Below are 15,631 nucleotides of genomic sequence, written 5' to 3'. Positions count from 1 at the left end.
ACAAATGACGACGCTGACAGAAGACGATGTGCTTGAGCAACTGGATGCTCAGAATAACCTCCTCGCATTCATGACGACGGCACAGTCTTTTTTGCTCCAGGGCATTAAATGTTTTCTGCCGTCGCTGTTTGTCGATAACGATGAAGAGATCGTGGAATATGCAGTGAAGCCGTTACTCGCCCGGAGTGGGCCGCTTGATGACATTGATGTGGCGTTACGACTGATCTATGCGCTGGGGAAAATGGAAAAATGGCTCTACGCCGACATTACGCATTTTTCGCAGTTTTATCAGTATCTGAAAGAGCAGGATACGATCCCTGGCTTCGCCGATGACATCACCTGGGATTTTATCAGCAACGTTAATTGCATCACCCGTAACGCGACGTTATTCAGCGCGCTGGAGTCGATGAAATTTGCTGACTTTGCCGCATGGTCTGAGGTGCGCTTTACCGCAATGATCAAGACGGCGCTCACCCTGGCGGTAACGACAATTTTAAAGGAACTGACGCCGTGAAAATTGGGCTAACGGTTAACGGGCTACATGTAGAAGCACATTACCCTGATGACGAAATCGAAAATGTTCATAAGCCTTTGCTGCGGCAACTGGCGAAACTGCATTCTGCCAGCGCCAGCAAACGTACGATTGTTTTTCTCAGCGCGCCGCCCGGGACGGGCAAATCCACGTTGACCGCCTTCTGGGAATTCCTCTCTCGTCAGATGGAGGGGATGCCGCCGATCCAGACGTTGCCGATGGATGGTTTTCATCACTACAACGCGTGGCTTGAGGCCCATAACCTGCGTGCGTACAAAGGCGCGCCCGAGACCTTTGATGTCGACAGGCTTGCGCAACATCTGCGGCAGATAAAAGAAGGCGACAGTACCTGGCCGCAGTATGACCGACAAACGCACGATCCTGTCGAAGAGGCTATTGTGGTAACGGCCCCTGTCGTGATTGTTGAGGGTAACTGGCTGCTGCTTGATGACGAACGATGGCGAACGCTGATGGAATATTGCGATTTTTCATTGTTCATTCGCGCGCCCGCTGAAGCGTTACGTACGCGCCTGGTAGGGCGTAAGCTGGCCGGGGGACTATCTCAGGCCGACGCCGACGCGTTTTATGCGCGCACCGACGGGCCAAACGTGGAGCGTGTTTTGCGTCACAGCCGTTCTGCCAATGTGGAACTGATGATGTCGGCAAATGGCGAATACCGACTCGTTTGATCCTTCGCGGCTTTCCATGGGGGCACCGGTCAACCCGCCGCGTTTTACGTGGCGGGAAGAAAAGGGATTATTCCGGAAAAATGTGATGGAGATCAGATAAAATCGCTCTTAATCTGGACAGAGATTCCTTTTATTCCCCGATTCGCTTATTCTTGCTGAAGCGTTTCAGTCGATTAAATGTTCGACAATTGACCAATCAATCGCAGTTTGTGACAGCAAGGATTCCCCTTCGGGCGTCGCTGGATTACTCTTTCAGCCACCTCAAACTCAGGGATAGCTTTGCAGGAGATCTATGACCGTACGCGTAGCGATTAATGGCTTCGGTCGCATCGGGCGCAACGTGGTTCGTGCTTTATATGAATCCGGGCGTCGTGCGGAAATCACCGTGGTGGCAATCAATGAACTGGCGGATGCTGCGGGCATGGCGCATTTGTTGAAATATGACACCAGCCACGGTCGCTTTGCCTGGGACGTTCGCCAGGAAAGGGAACAGCTGTTCGTCGGTGACGATGCCATCCGCGTGCTGCATGAGAACAGTATTGAAGAGCTGCCCTGGCGCGAACTGGGTGTGGATGTGGTGCTGGACTGTACCGGCGTGTACGGTAACCGTGAACATGGCGAAGCGCATCTGAATGCTGGCGCGAAAAAAGTGCTGTTCTCCCATCCCGGCAGTCACGACCTCGACGCCACCGTCGTGTTTGGTGTCAACCAGCACGAGCTGCAGGCTGAACACCGCATTGTCTCCAACGCCTCCTGTACCACCAACTGCATTATTCCGGTCATTAAACTGTTAGACGATGCGTATGGCATTGAATCCGGTACCGTGACCACGATTCACTCCGCCATGCACGATCAGCAGGTTATCGACGCCTACCATCCGGATTTACGACGCACTCGCGCGGCGAGCCAGTCCATCATTCCGGTGGATACGAAACTGGCTGCCGGGATCACGCGTATTTTCCCGCAGTTTAACGACCGTTTCGAAGCGATTGCCGTGCGCGTCCCGACGATAAACGTCACCGCAATCGATCTTAGCGTGACGGTGAAAAAACCGGTAAAAGCCTGTGAAGTCAACCTGTTGCTGCAAAAAGCGGCACAGGGAGCATTTCATGGTATAGTTGACTATACGGAATTACCGTTGGTCTCAGTAGATTTTAACCACGACCCGCACAGCGCCATCGTGGATGGCACGCAGACGCGAGTCAGTGGTGCGCACCTCATCAAGACGCTGGTCTGGTGTGATAACGAATGGGGCTTTGCTAACCGAATGCTCGACACCACGTTAGCCATGGCCGCAAAAGGTTTCAGGTAGAGCGCACCTTGCGCTTGCAAAACTTTAAGAATCAACGAGAGGATTCACCATGTCTGTAATTAAGATGACCGATCTGGATCTGGCAGGTAAACGCGTTTTCATCCGTGCCGATCTGAACGTACCGGTTAAAGATGGCAAAGTGACCAGCGACGCGCGTATCCGTGCATCTCTGCCAACCATTGAACTGGCTCTGAAGCAGGGCGCTAAAGTGATGGTCACCTCCCACCTGGGCCGTCCAACTGAAGGCGAGTACAACGAAGAGTTCTCTCTGCTGCCGGTTGTTAATTACCTGAAAGACAAACTGTCCAGCCCGGTTCGCCTGGTGAAAGATTATCTGGACGGCGTAGAAGTTGCTGAAGGTGAGCTGGTTGTTCTGGAAAACGTTCGCTTCAACAAAGGCGAAAAGAAAGACGACGAAACCCTGTCCAAAAAATACGCTGCGCTGTGCGACGTATTCGTGATGGATGCATTCGGTACGGCTCACCGTGCGCAGGCTTCTACCCACGGTATCGGTAAATTCGCAGACGTCGCCTGTGCAGGTCCACTGCTGGCTGACGAACTGGAAGCGCTGGGTAAAGCACTGAAAGAACCTGCTCGTCCGATGGTCGCTATCGTTGGTGGTTCTAAAGTTTCTACCAAACTGACCGTTCTGGATTCTCTGTCCAAAATTGCTGACCAGCTGATCGTTGGCGGTGGTATCGCGAACACCTTCGTTGCTGCGCAAGGCCACAACGTGGGTAAATCCCTTTACGAAGCGGATCTGGTTGACGAAGCCAAACGCCTGCTGAGCACCTGTGATATCCCGGTTCCAACTGACGTTCGCGTGGCGACCGAGTTCTCCGAAACTGCTACCGCAACCCTTAAATCTGTTAATGACATCAAAGATGAAGAGCAGATTCTGGACCTGGGCGACGTTTCTGCACAGAAACTGGCTGAAATCCTGAAAAACGCAAAAACTATCCTGTGGAACGGTCCTGTCGGCGTGTTCGAATTCCCGAACTTCCGCAAAGGGACTGAAATCGTGGCTAACGCTATCGCAGACAGCGAAGCGTTCTCTATCGCAGGCGGTGGTGACACCCTGGCAGCTATCGACCTGTTCGGTATCGCTGACAAGATCTCCTACATCTCCACTGGTGGCGGCGCATTCCTCGAATTCGTGGAAGGCAAAGTCCTGCCAGCAGTAGCAATGCTCGAAGAGCGCGCTAAGAAGTAAGCCATTCAGGGGCAGGGAAACCTGCCCAATTTTCAGCGCGCTTAACAGAGCTCGCACCTTTTCTAACGGCCGAAGATACAGGACTAAGCAACATGTCTAAAATTTTTGATTTCGTAAAACCTGGCGTTATCACTGGTGATGACGTACAGAAAGTGTTCCAGGTAGCTAAAGAAAACAACTTCGCTCTGCCAGCAGTTAACTGCGTAGGTACCGACTCCATCAATGCCGTACTGGAAACCGCTGCAAAAGTTAAAGCACCGGTTATCGTTCAGTTCTCTAACGGCGGCGCTGCGTTCATCGCAGGTAAAGGCGTGAAAACTGACGTTCCTCAGGGCGCTGCTATCCTGGGTGCTATCTCTGGCGCACATCATGTTCACCAGATGGCTGAGCACTACGGTGTTCCGGTTATCCTGCACACTGACCACTGCGCGAAAAAACTGCTGCCATGGATCGACGGTCTGCTGGACGCAGGTGAAAAACACTTCGCAGCAACCGGTAAGCCACTGTTCTCTTCTCACATGATCGACCTGTCCGAAGAGTCTCTGGAAGAAAACATCGAGATCTGCTCTAAGTACCTGGCGCGTATGTCCAAAATGGGCATGACCCTGGAAATCGAACTGGGTTGCACCGGCGGTGAAGAAGACGGTGTGGACAACAGCCACATGGACGCTTCTGCTCTGTACACTCAGCCAGAAGACGTTGATTACGCTTACACCGAGCTGAGCAAAATCAGCCCACGCTTCACCATCGCAGCATCCTTCGGTAACGTGCACGGCGTGTACAAGCCAGGTAACGTGGTTCTGACCCCGACCATCCTGCGTGATTCTCAGGAATATGTGTCTAAGAAACACAACCTGCCGCACAACAGCCTGAACTTCGTCTTCCACGGCGGTTCCGGTTCTTCTGCTCAGGAAATCAAAGATTCCGTAAGCTACGGCGTAGTGAAAATGAACATCGATACCGACACCCAGTGGGCAACCTGGGACGGTATCCTGCAATACTACAAAACCAACGAAGCTTACCTGCAAGGTCAGCTGGGCAACCCGAAAGGCGAAGACCAGCCGAACAAGAAATACTACGATCCACGCGTATGGCTGCGCGCTGCCCAGACTTCTATGATTACTCGTCTGGAGCAGGCTTTCAAAGAACTGAACGCGGTTGACGTTCTGTAATTTGTACTGCTGACAGCACATCAGAAGGCCCGCAAATGCGGGCCTTTTTTTATGCTTTTTCAATATCCTGCAATACCTGATTTTGTGATCTGTTTGGCATTACCCGCTCTTTTTGTTTACCCTTTACTGACCTGCCTGTCCCCTTAAGGGATAGATTTTGTGTTTTGGTTTAGCAAAAGGAAGAATAAATGGAACAACTTGATGTTGTAGACAGCATCAATCACGCGGGTAACTGGCTGGTGCGCAACCAGGCGCTACTGCTGAGCTACGCTGTGAATATTGTTGCCGCTATTGCCATCATCATTGTCGGGATGATCGTGGCGCGTATCGTATCGAACGCGGTCAACCGGGTGATGGTTGCACGTCACATTGACGCCACGGTCGCCGATTTCCTCTCCGCGCTGGTGCGTTACGGCATCATCGCCTTTACGCTGATTGCGGCGCTGGGGCGTGTCGGCGTGCAGACGGCATCCGTCATCGCTGTGCTCGGTGCTGCCGGTCTGGCCATTGGTCTGGCATTACAGGGTTCGCTGTCGAACCTGGCGGCGGGCGTACTGCTGGTAACCTTCCGTCCGTTCCGTTCCGGTGAATACGTGGATTTAGGCGGGATCGCGGGTACCGTGTTGCAGGTACAGATTTTCTCTACCACTCTGCGTACTGTCGACGGTCGTATTGTGGTGGTACCGAACGGGAAAATCATTGCCGGCAATATCATTAACTTCTCCCGCGAGCCGGTGCGTCGTAACGAGCTGATCATCAGCGTGGCGTACGATTCCGATATCGATCAGGTGAAGTCTCTGATTACCAACATCATTGCTTCAGATGACCGTATTCTGAAGGACCGCGAGCAGACCGTTCGTCTGAATGAACTGGGCGCATCATCCATTAATTTTGTGGTGCGCATCTGGAGCAAAAGCAGCGATCTGCAAAACGTATACTGGGATGTGCTGGAGCGCATTAAGCGTGACTTCGATGCTAACGGCATCAGCTTCCCGTACCCGCAGATGGACGTAAACGTCAAAAAAGTCAAAGAAGCAGAGTAACGTCTCCGTAGGCCCGGTAAGCATCAGCGACACCGGGCTTTTCTTTTATTAGCCTCGCTAATCCCCAATTAATATTATCCATTTCCTCTAATGTCGTTCCCGCAGTATAGTCTGCCCCAGGACAACTCTGCGAGAATTACGTTATGTTATCTTACTATTTTCAAGGGCTTGCGTTAGGTGCGGCCATGATCCTTCCCCTTGGTCCACAAAATGCGTTCGTGATGAATCAGGGCATCCGCCGTCAGTACCATCTGATGATTGCCTTGCTGTGCGCGGTGAGCGATCTGCTGTTGATTTGCGCCGGGATTTTTGGCGGCAGCGCCCTGTTGATGCAGTCGCCGTGGCTGCTGGCACTGGTTACCTGGGGCGGCGTAGCGTTTCTGCTGTGGTACGGGTTTGGCGCCCTGAAAACGGCCATGAGCAGCAATCTTGAGCTGGCGAGCGCCGAAGTGATGAAGCAAGGGCGCTGGAAGATTATCGTCACCATGCTCGCCGTGACATGGCTTAACCCGCACGTTTATCTTGATACGTTCGTGGTGCTCGGCAGCCTGGGCGGACAGCTGGACATTGAGCCCAAGCGCTGGTTTGCGCTCGGTACGGTCAGCGCCTCCTTCCTCTGGTTCTTTGGTCTTGCGATCCTGGCGGCGTGGCTGGCGCCACGACTGCGTACCGCCAAAGCGCAGCGCATTATCAATACCCTGGTGGGGCTGGTGATGTGGTTTATTGCCTTCCAGCTGGCGAAAGAGGGCATTCATCACGTACAGGGATTGTTCAACTAAGCGTTGTCTTATGGACATCTGAACAAGACCCGCTAAGCTTGCTGGCATGAGCCCTGTTAACAGGGCACTCTTCGCAACATGGAGGAATGACAGTGAAGTTTAAGGTGATGGCCCTGGCGGCATTAGTAAGTTTAGGTGCGGTGTCGGTGCAGGCGAATGAACTGCCAAATGGCCCGCACATTGTCACTTCAGGTACGGCAAGCGTGGATGCGGTACCGGATGTTGCAACCCTGGCAATTGAAGTGAACGTGGCGGCGAAAGATGCTGCTTCCGCCAAGAAACAGGCAGACGATCGTGTTGCGCAATACCTCTCTTTCCTGGAACAGAACGGTGTCGCGAAAAAAGACATCAGCTCTGCGAACCTGCGTACTCAACCGGATTACGATTACCAGAACGGCAAAAGCATCCTGAAAGGCTATCGCGCCGTGCGTACTGTAGAAGTGACCGTGCGCCAGCTTGATAAGCTCAACGGATTGCTGGATGGTGCGCTGAAGGCAGGGCTGAACGAAATTCGCTCCGTCTCGCTGGGCGTTGCGCAACCGGAGAAGTATAAAGACGAAGCGCGTAAAGCGGCGATTGATGATGCCATTCATCAGGCGCAGCAGCTGGCATCCGGCTTCAAGAGCAAGCTCGGTCCGGTTTACAGCGTGCGTTACCACGTTTCAAACTACCAGCCAAGCCCGATGGTGCGGATGATGAAAGCGGACGCCGCGCCGGTTTCTGCTCAGGAAACCTACGAGCAGCCAACCATTCAGTTCGACGATCAGGTTGATGTGGTGTTCCAGCTGGAGCCGACTGAAAAGCCAGCTCAGTAACCCGTAGGCCGGGTAAGGCGAAGCCGCCACCCGGCTTGTTTTTCAATCCTGTCTTAACACCTTATGCCCAAACGCCAGCAGCGCGTCGGTGACGTTGCGCATCATGCGGCTTTCCGGCGCAAAACGGTGCCAGTACAGCATCCGGCGCTGATACAGCCCCGGAGTTAAATCAATCAGCTCACCGCTTTTCAACTCTTTCTCAATCTGCAGATGCGGGATCATGCAGCAGGTGGTTCCCTGACGTGCAAGCTGCACGAAGGCTTCGGACGAGTTAACGATATGACACGGCACGCTGCCCGGCGGCAGATCGAAGTTTTGCTGCAGGAAGGCCTGATGCATATCGTCCAGATGGTCGAACGCGACGGCAGGGGCTTTTAGCAGCGCGGCGCGGGTCACACCGTTCGGGAAATAGCGCTCGGCAAAGGCTTTTGAACCGACGAAGAGGTAATCCAGCGCGCCCAACTGATCCACCAGACAGCTTGGCAGCGCCTGAGGCTGAATACTGACGGCACCAACCACTTCGCCGCGACGCAGACGTTCCTGGGTGCGGGTTTCATCTTCAACCTGGAGATTCAGGCGGATAGGGGAGTCGGCCAGCACCGGCGCAAGGGCCGGCAGCAGCCAGGTTGCCAGACTGTCGGCGTTCACCGCCAGCGACAGCAGCAGCGGCGTGGAGCCGGTCTGTTCATCGCCCAGCCACTCATCTTCCAGCAGTTCAACCTGACGTAGCAGGGCGAGGAGCTTTTGTCCTTGCTCCGTTGGACGCGGCGGTACGGTACGCACCAGCAGCGGCTGCCCGAACATGTTTTCAAGCTGTTTGATACGCTGTGATACGGCGGACTGGGTGATGCACAGCTTTTGCGCCGCGCGCTCAAAACCGCGTTCACGAATAACTGCATCAAGTGCCTGTAGTGTTCTGTAGTCCGGACGTTTCATTGCTCTGGCTGACTCCTTAATTTTGCTTAATCTGCACTATGACACAATTTTCCCTTCGTGGCAGACGAAATCCATTCGACGTGTTCTATAATGCGCCCTGAGTTTTCACACCACAGGCAAAACGATCATGACGCAGGATGAACTGAAAAAAGCAGTAGGATGGGCCGCTCTCCAGTACGTACAGCCGGGTACCATTGTCGGTGTTGGTACGGGATCGACGGCGGCGCACTTTATCGATGCGCTGGGCACGATGAAGGGGCAAATCGAGGGCGCGGTTTCGAGCTCCGATGCTTCCACGGAAAAGCTGAAAAGCCTCGGCATCACTGTTTTCGACCTCAACGAAGTGGACCGTCTGGGCATTTACGTTGATGGCGCGGATGAAATCAACGGCCACATGCAGATGATCAAAGGCGGTGGCGCGGCGCTGACCCGCGAAAAAATCATTGCCTCCGTGGCGGATAAGTTCATCTGCATCGCGGACGCCTCCAAGCAGGTCGACATTCTGGGGAGTTTCCCGCTGCCGGTCGAAGTGATCCCGATGGCGCGCAGTGCCGTGGCACGTCAACTGGTGAAGCTGGGTGGTCGTCCGGAATACCGTCAGGGTGTGGTGACCGACAACGGCAACGTGATCCTCGACGTTCACGGCCTTGAGATCCTCGATGCCATTGCGCTGGAAAATGCGATCAACGGCATTCCGGGCGTCGTGACCGTAGGGTTATTTGCCAACCGTGGCGCGGACGTGGCGCTGATCGGCACGGCTGACGGTGTAAAAACCATCGTAAAATGATCTGACGGGGGGAGCGCTCCCCCCGCTAAAAAATTTTGAAAAGCTAAATTCGGTGACTTGTGTCACGTTTTTCCGCCTCTTTTGCCGATCCTTCCGCGTTTGTAAATTTCCATAGCATTTTCCTCTGTCATTTTGCTTTGTATGACTTTTCTTCAGAGTGCCGACGCAAACGTTCATATTGCTGCAATAGTTTTTTTTGATATGTTGGCTGCACGGGATTTATATCCAGCACAACATCAGTTCAGATAAAAACAGGGTCGGGTAAATGGCAAAGGTATCACTGGAGAAAGACAAGATTAAATTCCTGCTGGTTGAAGGCGTGCACCAGAAAGCGCTCGATAGCCTTCGCGCTGCAGGTTACACCAACATCGAATTTCACAAAGGCGCGCTGGATACTGAAGAGCTGAAAGCGTCCATCCGTGATGCCCATTTCATTGGCCTGCGATCCCGTACCCAACTGACTGAAGACGTTATTGCTGCGGCGGAAAAGCTGGTGGCGATTGGCTGTTTCTGTATCGGTACCAATCAGGTTGATCTGAATGCCGCCGCAAAACGCGGTATCCCGGTTTTTAACGCCCCGTTCTCCAACACCCGTTCCGTGGCGGAGCTGGTGATTGGCGAGCTGCTGCTACTCCTTCGCGGTATTCCGGAAGCTAACGCCAAAGCGCACCGCGGCGTGTGGAATAAGCTGGCCGCGGGCTCCTACGAAGCGCGTGGTAAAAAACTCGGGATTATTGGTTACGGCCACATCGGTACGCAGCTTGGTATTCTGGCGGAATCCCTTGGCATGCACGTGTTTTTCTACGATATCGAAAACAAACTGCCGCTGGGTAACGCGACGCAGGTGCAGCATCTTTCTGACCTGCTGAACATGAGCGACGTGGTCAGCCTGCACGTGCCGGAAAATGCGTCCACAAAAAACATGATGGGAGCGGAAGAGCTGGCGCTGATGAAGCCGGGCTCACTGCTGATCAACGCCGCGCGCGGTACAGTAGTCGATATTCCTGCGCTGTGCGATGCGCTGAAGCGTAAGCATCTGGCGGGTGCGGCGATTGACGTGTTCCCGACGGAACCGGCCACCAACAGCGATCCGTTCACCTCTCCGCTGTGCGAGTTCGACAACGTGATCCTGACGCCGCATATCGGGGGTTCTACTCAGGAAGCGCAGGAGAATATCGGCCTGGAAGTGGCGGGCAAGCTGAGCAAATATTCCGACAACGGTTCAACGCTCTCTGCGGTGAACTTCCCGGAAGTGTCTCTGCCGCTACACGGCGGGCGTCGTCTGCTGCACATTCACGAAAACCGTCCGGGCGTGCTGACTGCTATCAACCAGATCTTTGCCGAACAGGGCGTCAACATTGCCGCGCAGTATCTGCAAACGAACGCGCAGATGGGTTATGTGGTGATTGATATTGAAGCGGATGAAGACATTGCTGAGAAAGCATTGCAGAGCATGAAGGCCATTCCGGGGACGATTCGCGCGCGTCTGCTGTACTGATAGTGCGGTCTGTGGTGTCGGGTGGCGCTTACGCTTACCCGACCTACAATGTTCGTGCGGTCTGTGTGTCGGGTGGCGCTCACGCTTACCCGACCTACAATGCTCGTGCGGTCTGTGTATCGGGTGGCGCTTACGCTTACCCGACTTACAATGTTCGTGCGGTCTGTGTATCGGGTGGCGCTTACGCTTACCCGACCTACAATGTTCGTGCGGTCTGTGTATCGGGTGGCGCTTACGCTTACCCGACCTACAATGTTCGTGCGGTCTGTGTGTCGGGTGGCGCTCACGCTTACCCGACCTACAACGGTCGTGCGGTCTGTGTATCGGGTGGCGCTTACGCTTACCCGACCTACAAAGTTCGAGGATTTATGTAGGCCGGGTAAGGCGTAGCCGCCACCCGGCTTTGTTCTACCAGGTCCAGGTTTTACTGGGCGTCACCACCGCCGGTAACGGCACATCCCATTTCTCTACGGGTAATGCCTCCACGCCCTGACAATCATGCGCATAGCCCACCGGCTGCAATCCGTACTGCTGCCAGTTTTGTAGCGTTCTGTCGTAAAAACCACCGCCCATTCCCAGGCGCTGTCCCTGCTCGTCAAACGCCACCAGCGGCGTAATCAGCACATCCAGTTCAGATAGCGGCAGCACATCGCGCACGTCGAGTTTGGGTTCGGTGATTTTCAGACGATTCACCACCAGCTCGCTGTGCGGATGGTAGTGCAGAAACAGCAGATTGCCCCGGCTAAAGGGATGCAGCACCGGCAGATAAACTTTTTTCCCGGCGCGCCAGAGCTGGTCGATAAGCGGTTGGGTATCCAGCTCACCATCAAACGAAAGAAACAAGGCGACGGTGTTTGCCATCACCACAGGCGGATAGGCCATCATACGGGCGGCGGCCTGCTGGGCAAACTGTGCCTGTTGTTCGGCGCTTAAGGCACGACGACGCTGGCGAATGAGCTGACGGATATCCTGGCGTGAAGCAGAAACTTCAGGGAATTGAGTCATGGTAGTTGGTAGAAGAAGAGAGAGGGAATCTCCGAGATGCCGCCGCAGGCTGTAACCCTTGAACCCTTGGTTCAAGGTGAATGTGTCGTCATAGTTTTAAGGCTTCTCGGACGGACCGAGCATGCTCACCAACCATGGAGCGCCACATTCTTGTGGTATGAAATATCGGCTCAGGGGACTGGCCCGCTTGCAAACATCTCAGAGAAATTTTGTCTTCACAGTTACTCTACCATAGTCAACTGAGAAGTGTTATTCAAACTTTGGTCCCGGTCTTTCAGGACTGCGACCTTGATCAAGCAATGCCTGTTCAATGGTCTGCTGGAGCATTTTAATGCGCTGCTCCATGCTTGCCGCGTAATCGCGGGTCTTCGCTTTTTCCTGAGTCAGTTCATAGCTGATGTTCAACGCGGCGATGAAAACCAGCTGCTCAGTATTTGTGACTCTAGTGCGTTCTTTTAGATCTTGCAACCGCTGATTCAAATCGTCCGCAGCCTGATTCAAAGCATCCCTTTGTTCAGGCGGACAATTCACTCGCAGTGAACGGCCAAAAATCTGGAGATCGACGGGTTGTGCAGACATGCCACCTTCCTGCTGATTGACTGCGCTGCCTTCGCTTACTGCCCCGGGGGCTGCGAAGGGGCGACACTATAGCTACCCTGATGTGAAGATACAAGCCCTTTTCTGGTATCACCAGGGTCCAAAGTGGTAGCATATCATGAATATCCTCCCTTTGATGACGAATGCGTATGTCTATACAGAACGAAATGCCTGGTTACAAGGATTTAAACCAGTTACTGAACCAGCAGGGAGTCGGTCTAACCCCTGCCGAAATGCACGGTCTGATCAGCGGCATACTGTGCGGCGGAAACAGCGACAGCTCATGGCAGCCGCTGATCCACGACCTCACCAACGAAGGGCTGGCGTTTGGCCACGAACTGGCGGAAGCGCTGCGTAAAATGCACGCCGCAACCAGCGATTCCCTGGAAGACGATGGCTTTCTTTTTCAGCTTTATCTGCCTGAAGGCGACGATGTCAGCGTCTTCGATCGCGCTGATGCGCTTGCGGGTTGGGTAAACCACTATCTGCTTGGCCTGGGCGTAACCCAGCCTAAACTGGATAAAGTGACCGGCGAAGCGGGTGAAGCGATCGACGATCTGCGTAACATCGCCCAGCTCGGCTACGATGAAGACGAAGACCAGGAAGAGCTGGAGATGTCTCTCGAAGAGATCATCGAGTACGTGCGCGTGGCGTCTCTGCTGTGCCACGACAACTTTACGCGCTCGCAGCCGACCGCGCCGGAAGTTCGCAAGCCAACATTACACTAAGAAAAATAACGCACAGGAGGGTGTCATGGTTATCTCCAGTCAAGAGTATTCTCGCCGTCGTCAGGCGCTGCTGGCAAAAATGCAGCCGGGAAGCGCTGCCCTGATTTTCGCCGCGCCGGAAGTGACGCGCAGCGCCGACAGCGAATACCCCTATCGCCAGAGCAGTGATTTCTGGTACTTCACCGGGTTTAACGAGCCGGAAGCGGTACTGGTGCTGATTAAAAGCAATGACACCCACAACCACAGCGTGATTTTCAACCGCGTGCGCGATCTGACCGCGGAAATCTGGTTTGGCCGCCGCTTAGGTCAGGAGGCGGCGCCGGGAAAACTGGGCGTGGATCGCGCGCTGGCCTACAGCGAAATCAACCAGCAGCTCTATCAACTGCTCAACGGCCTGGACGTGCTGTACCACGCGCAGGGTGAATACGCGTATGCGGATGAGATTGTTTTCACTGCGCTGGATAAGCTGCGTAAAGGCTCACGTCAGAATTTGTCTGCACCCGCAACCCTGACAGACTGGCGACCGGTGGTGCATGAGATGCGCCTGTTTAAGTCTGAAGAAGAGCTGAACGTGATGCGCCGCGCGGGCGAAATCAGCGCCCTGGCGCATACCCGCGCCATGGAAAAGTGCCGTCCCGGTATGTTCGAGTACCAGCTTGAAGGGGAAATTCACCATGAATTTAACCGTCACGGCGCGCGCTTCCCGTCCTATAACACCATCGTAGGCGGCGGGGAAAACGGCTGCATTCTGCACTACACCGAAAACGAAAGTGCACTGCGCGACGGCGATCTGGTGCTGATTGACGCCGGCTGTGAATATCAGGGTTACGCGGGCGACATCACCCGTACCTTCCCGGTGAACGGTAAATTCACCCCAGCGCAGCGTGAAATCTATGACATCGTGCTTGAGTCTCTGGAGACCGCGCTGACGCTGTTCCGCCCTGGCACCTCCATCCAGGAGGTTACGGGCGAGGTGGTGCGCATCATGATTACCGGGCTGGTGAAGGTTGGCATTCTGAAAGGCGATGTGGACACCCTTATAACCGAAAACGCCCATCGCCCGTACTTTATGCATGGCCTGAGCCACTGGCTGGGGCTGGATGTGCATGACGTGGGGGCATACGGTCCGGAACGTTCGCGCGTGCTGGAGCCTGGCATGGTGCTGACCGTTGAGCCGGGGCTGTACATCGCGCCGGATGCCGACGTGCCGGAACAGTACCGCGGGATCGGCATTCGTATTGAAGATGACATCGTCATCACCGAAACCGGTAACGAAAACCTGACCGCGACCGTGGTGAAAAAAGCCGACGACATCGAGGCGCTGATGGCGGCGGCACGCGGATGAGCGTAATCATTGTTGGCGGAGGCATGACCGGCGCTACTCTGGCGCTGGCTATTTCGCAGTTAACCCAAGGCCAGCTTCCGGTGCATCTGGTTGAGGCGGTCGCGCCGCAGGCGACCGATCATCCCGGTTTCGACGCCCGCGCTATCGCGCTGGCGCAGGGAACCTGTCAGCAGCTTGCGCGTATTGGGATCTGGCAGGCGATAGCGGATTGCGCAACGGCGATCGGCACCGTTCACGTCAGCGATCGCGGGCACGCCGGGTTTGTGACGCTGGATGCCCACGATTACCGGATCGAGGCGCTGGGGCAGGTTGTCGAGTTGCATGACGTAGGGCTGCGGCTGTTCCGTCTTTTACAGGACGCGCCTGGCGTCACGCTGCACTGTCCGGCGCGCGTCGCCAGCTTTAACCGCCGTGACGAAGCCGTCAGCGTGACGCTGGACAACGGCACCACGCTGGAGGGGGAACTGCTGGTGGCGGCGGATGGTTCACGCTCCGCGATCGCCACGCAGTGCGGCGTCGAATTGCGCTCTGAACCCTATGGGCAGGTGGCGGTCATCGCTAACGTCTCTACGGCTGGCGCGCATAACGGCAGGGCATTTGAGCGCTTCACGGAGCACGGCCCGCTGGCCATGCTGCCGATGTCGAACGGGCGCTGCTCGCTGGTGTGGTGCCATGCGCAGGACCGGGCCGATGAGGTTCTCTCCTGGTCCGACGAACGTTTTAGTTCCGAGCTGCAAAAAGCCTTCGGCTGGCGGCTTGGGCGTATCACCCAGGCCGGAAAACGCGTGGCCTATCCGCTCGCGCTGACGACCGCATCGCAGACTGTCTCCCATCGCGTCGCTCTGGTCGGCAACGCCGCGCAGACGCTGCACCCCATCGCCGGGCAAGGCTTTAACCTTGGCCTGCGCGACGTGATGAGCCTGGCTGAGCTACTGGCGCAGACGTGGAGCGAACAACAGGATTGTGGCGCATACTCAGTGCTTAGCCATTACCAGAAACGACGTCAGGCGGACAAAGCGGCGACCATTGGCGTTACCGACGGTTTAGTCCACCTGTTTGCCAATCGCTGGGCACCGCTGGTTGCGGGTCGCAACCTTGGGCTGATGGCGATGGAACTGTTCATTCCGGCACGTGACGTGCTGGCGCAGCGGACCCTGGGTTGGGTCGCGCGTTAAGGAGT

General features: G+C 55.2%; 17 protein-coding genes and 1 other RNA gene. 14 read left to right on the top strand and 4 right to left on the bottom strand.

Going from position 1 to position 15,631, the window contains the following annotated elements; translation table 11 throughout:
• Positions 1 to 4: 4 nt before the first annotated feature.
• From L2Y28_RS18045 to L2Y28_RS18010, 8 genes are all read left to right on the top strand, one after another.
• Positions 5 to 514, top strand: coding sequence for an MltR family transcriptional regulator (locus tag L2Y28_RS18045; protein ID WP_022649328.1), 510 nt, complete (start codon positions 5 to 7; stop codon positions 512 to 514).
• A complete protein-coding gene (locus tag L2Y28_RS18040) occupies positions 511 to 1,221 on the top strand; it encodes a nucleoside/nucleotide kinase family protein (protein WP_022649327.1) in 711 nt (236 codons plus the stop codon). Before L2Y28_RS18045 ends, L2Y28_RS18040 begins: the two co-directional genes overlap by 4 nt.
• 292 nt (positions 1,222 to 1,513) lie before the next feature.
• Positions 1,514 to 2,533: an erythrose-4-phosphate dehydrogenase gene (epd, locus tag L2Y28_RS18035; RefSeq protein WP_022649326.1), complete on the top strand. Its 1,020-nt coding sequence runs from the start codon at positions 1,514 to 1,516 to the stop codon at positions 2,531 to 2,533.
• 49 nt (positions 2,534 to 2,582) lie between these two features.
• Positions 2,583 to 3,746, top strand: a complete 1,164-nt coding sequence (gene pgk / locus L2Y28_RS18030) for a phosphoglycerate kinase (protein WP_015571809.1) — start codon at positions 2,583 to 2,585, stop codon at positions 3,744 to 3,746.
• A 92-nt stretch (positions 3,747 to 3,838) separates the two neighbouring features.
• A complete protein-coding gene (fbaA, locus tag L2Y28_RS18025; protein ID WP_017692704.1) occupies positions 3,839 to 4,918 on the top strand; it encodes a class II fructose-bisphosphate aldolase in 1,080 nt (359 codons plus the stop codon).
• Positions 4,919 to 5,106: 188 nt separating this feature from the next.
• Positions 5,107 to 5,961: a small-conductance mechanosensitive channel MscS gene (locus L2Y28_RS18020; RefSeq protein WP_022649325.1), complete on the top strand. Its 855-nt coding sequence runs from the start codon at positions 5,107 to 5,109 to the stop codon at positions 5,959 to 5,961.
• A 143-nt stretch (positions 5,962 to 6,104) separates the two neighbouring features.
• A complete protein-coding gene (argO, locus tag L2Y28_RS18015; RefSeq protein ID WP_022649324.1) occupies positions 6,105 to 6,740 on the top strand; it encodes an arginine exporter ArgO in 636 nt (211 codons plus the stop codon).
• Positions 6,741 to 6,832: 92 nt separating this feature from the next.
• Positions 6,833 to 7,555, top strand: a complete 723-nt coding sequence (locus L2Y28_RS18010) for an oxidative stress defense protein (RefSeq protein ID WP_022649323.1) — start codon at positions 6,833 to 6,835, stop codon at positions 7,553 to 7,555.
• A 42-nt stretch (positions 7,556 to 7,597) separates the two neighbouring features.
• Here L2Y28_RS18010 and argP read toward each other — a convergent pair whose 3' ends face one another.
• Entirely contained in the window at positions 7,598 to 8,491 is an 894-nt protein-coding gene (gene argP, locus L2Y28_RS18005) for a DNA-binding transcriptional regulator ArgP (protein WP_003860089.1), read from the bottom strand.
• A gap of 127 nt (positions 8,492 to 8,618) precedes the next feature.
• Here argP and rpiA point away from each other — a divergent pair, with 127 nt between their 5' ends.
• From rpiA to L2Y28_RS17990, 3 genes are all read left to right on the top strand, one after another.
• Entirely contained in the window at positions 8,619 to 9,278 is a 660-nt protein-coding gene (gene rpiA / locus L2Y28_RS18000) for a ribose-5-phosphate isomerase RpiA (RefSeq protein WP_022649322.1), read from the top strand.
• Between the two features lie 265 nt (positions 9,279 to 9,543).
• Positions 9,544 to 10,776 carry a phosphoglycerate dehydrogenase gene (gene serA, locus L2Y28_RS17995; protein ID WP_022649321.1) on the top strand — a complete coding sequence of 411 codons (1,233 nt, stop codon included), beginning with the start codon at positions 9,544 to 9,546 and terminating at the stop codon, positions 10,774 to 10,776.
• A 14-nt stretch (positions 10,777 to 10,790) separates the two neighbouring features.
• Positions 10,791 to 11,150 carry a hypothetical protein gene (locus L2Y28_RS17990; RefSeq protein ID WP_126510663.1) on the top strand — a complete coding sequence of 120 codons (360 nt, stop codon included), beginning with the start codon at positions 10,791 to 10,793 and terminating at the stop codon, positions 11,148 to 11,150.
• Between the two features lie 34 nt (positions 11,151 to 11,184).
• Here the strand turns inward: L2Y28_RS17990 and L2Y28_RS17985 are convergent, their stop codons facing one another.
• From L2Y28_RS17985 to zapA, 3 genes are all read right to left on the bottom strand, one after another.
• Positions 11,185 to 11,781, bottom strand: coding sequence for a 5-formyltetrahydrofolate cyclo-ligase (locus L2Y28_RS17985; protein WP_022649320.1), 597 nt, complete (start codon positions 11,779 to 11,781; stop codon positions 11,185 to 11,187).
• Between the two features lie 24 nt (positions 11,782 to 11,805).
• A non-coding RNA gene (gene ssrS, locus L2Y28_RS17980) (6S RNA) lies at positions 11,806 to 11,989 on the bottom strand.
• 41 nt (positions 11,990 to 12,030) lie between these two features.
• Positions 12,031 to 12,360, bottom strand: coding sequence for a cell division protein ZapA (zapA, locus tag L2Y28_RS17975; protein ID WP_003860096.1), 330 nt, complete (start codon positions 12,358 to 12,360; stop codon positions 12,031 to 12,033).
• A 167-nt stretch (positions 12,361 to 12,527) separates the two neighbouring features.
• Between zapA and L2Y28_RS17970 the strand changes: the two genes are divergently transcribed.
• From L2Y28_RS17970 to ubiH, 3 genes are read left to right on the top strand one after another with little or no spacing between them, the layout of a single operon-like run.
• Positions 12,528 to 13,106: a YecA family protein gene (locus tag L2Y28_RS17970; protein ID WP_003860099.1), complete on the top strand. Its 579-nt coding sequence runs from the start codon at positions 12,528 to 12,530 to the stop codon at positions 13,104 to 13,106.
• Positions 13,107 to 13,137: 31 nt separating this feature from the next.
• Positions 13,138 to 14,451 (top strand): Xaa-Pro aminopeptidase, encoded by a 1,314-nt coding sequence (gene pepP, locus L2Y28_RS17965; protein WP_087878253.1) that lies wholly within the window; start codon positions 13,138 to 13,140, stop codon positions 14,449 to 14,451.
• Entirely contained in the window at positions 14,448 to 15,626 is a 1,179-nt protein-coding gene (gene ubiH / locus L2Y28_RS17960; RefSeq protein WP_022649318.1) for a 2-octaprenyl-6-methoxyphenyl hydroxylase, read from the top strand. The genes pepP and ubiH overlap by 4 nt, the downstream gene beginning before the upstream one ends.
• Positions 15,627 to 15,631 lie beyond the last annotated feature (5 nt).

Origin of the sequence: Enterobacter sp. JH25 (assembly GCF_021725435.1) — a bacterium.
In the GTDB taxonomy this organism is placed as follows: Bacteria; Pseudomonadota; Gammaproteobacteria; order Enterobacterales; family Enterobacteriaceae; genus Enterobacter; species Enterobacter intestinihominis.
This window is presented reverse-complemented; position numbering and strand designations above follow the sequence as displayed.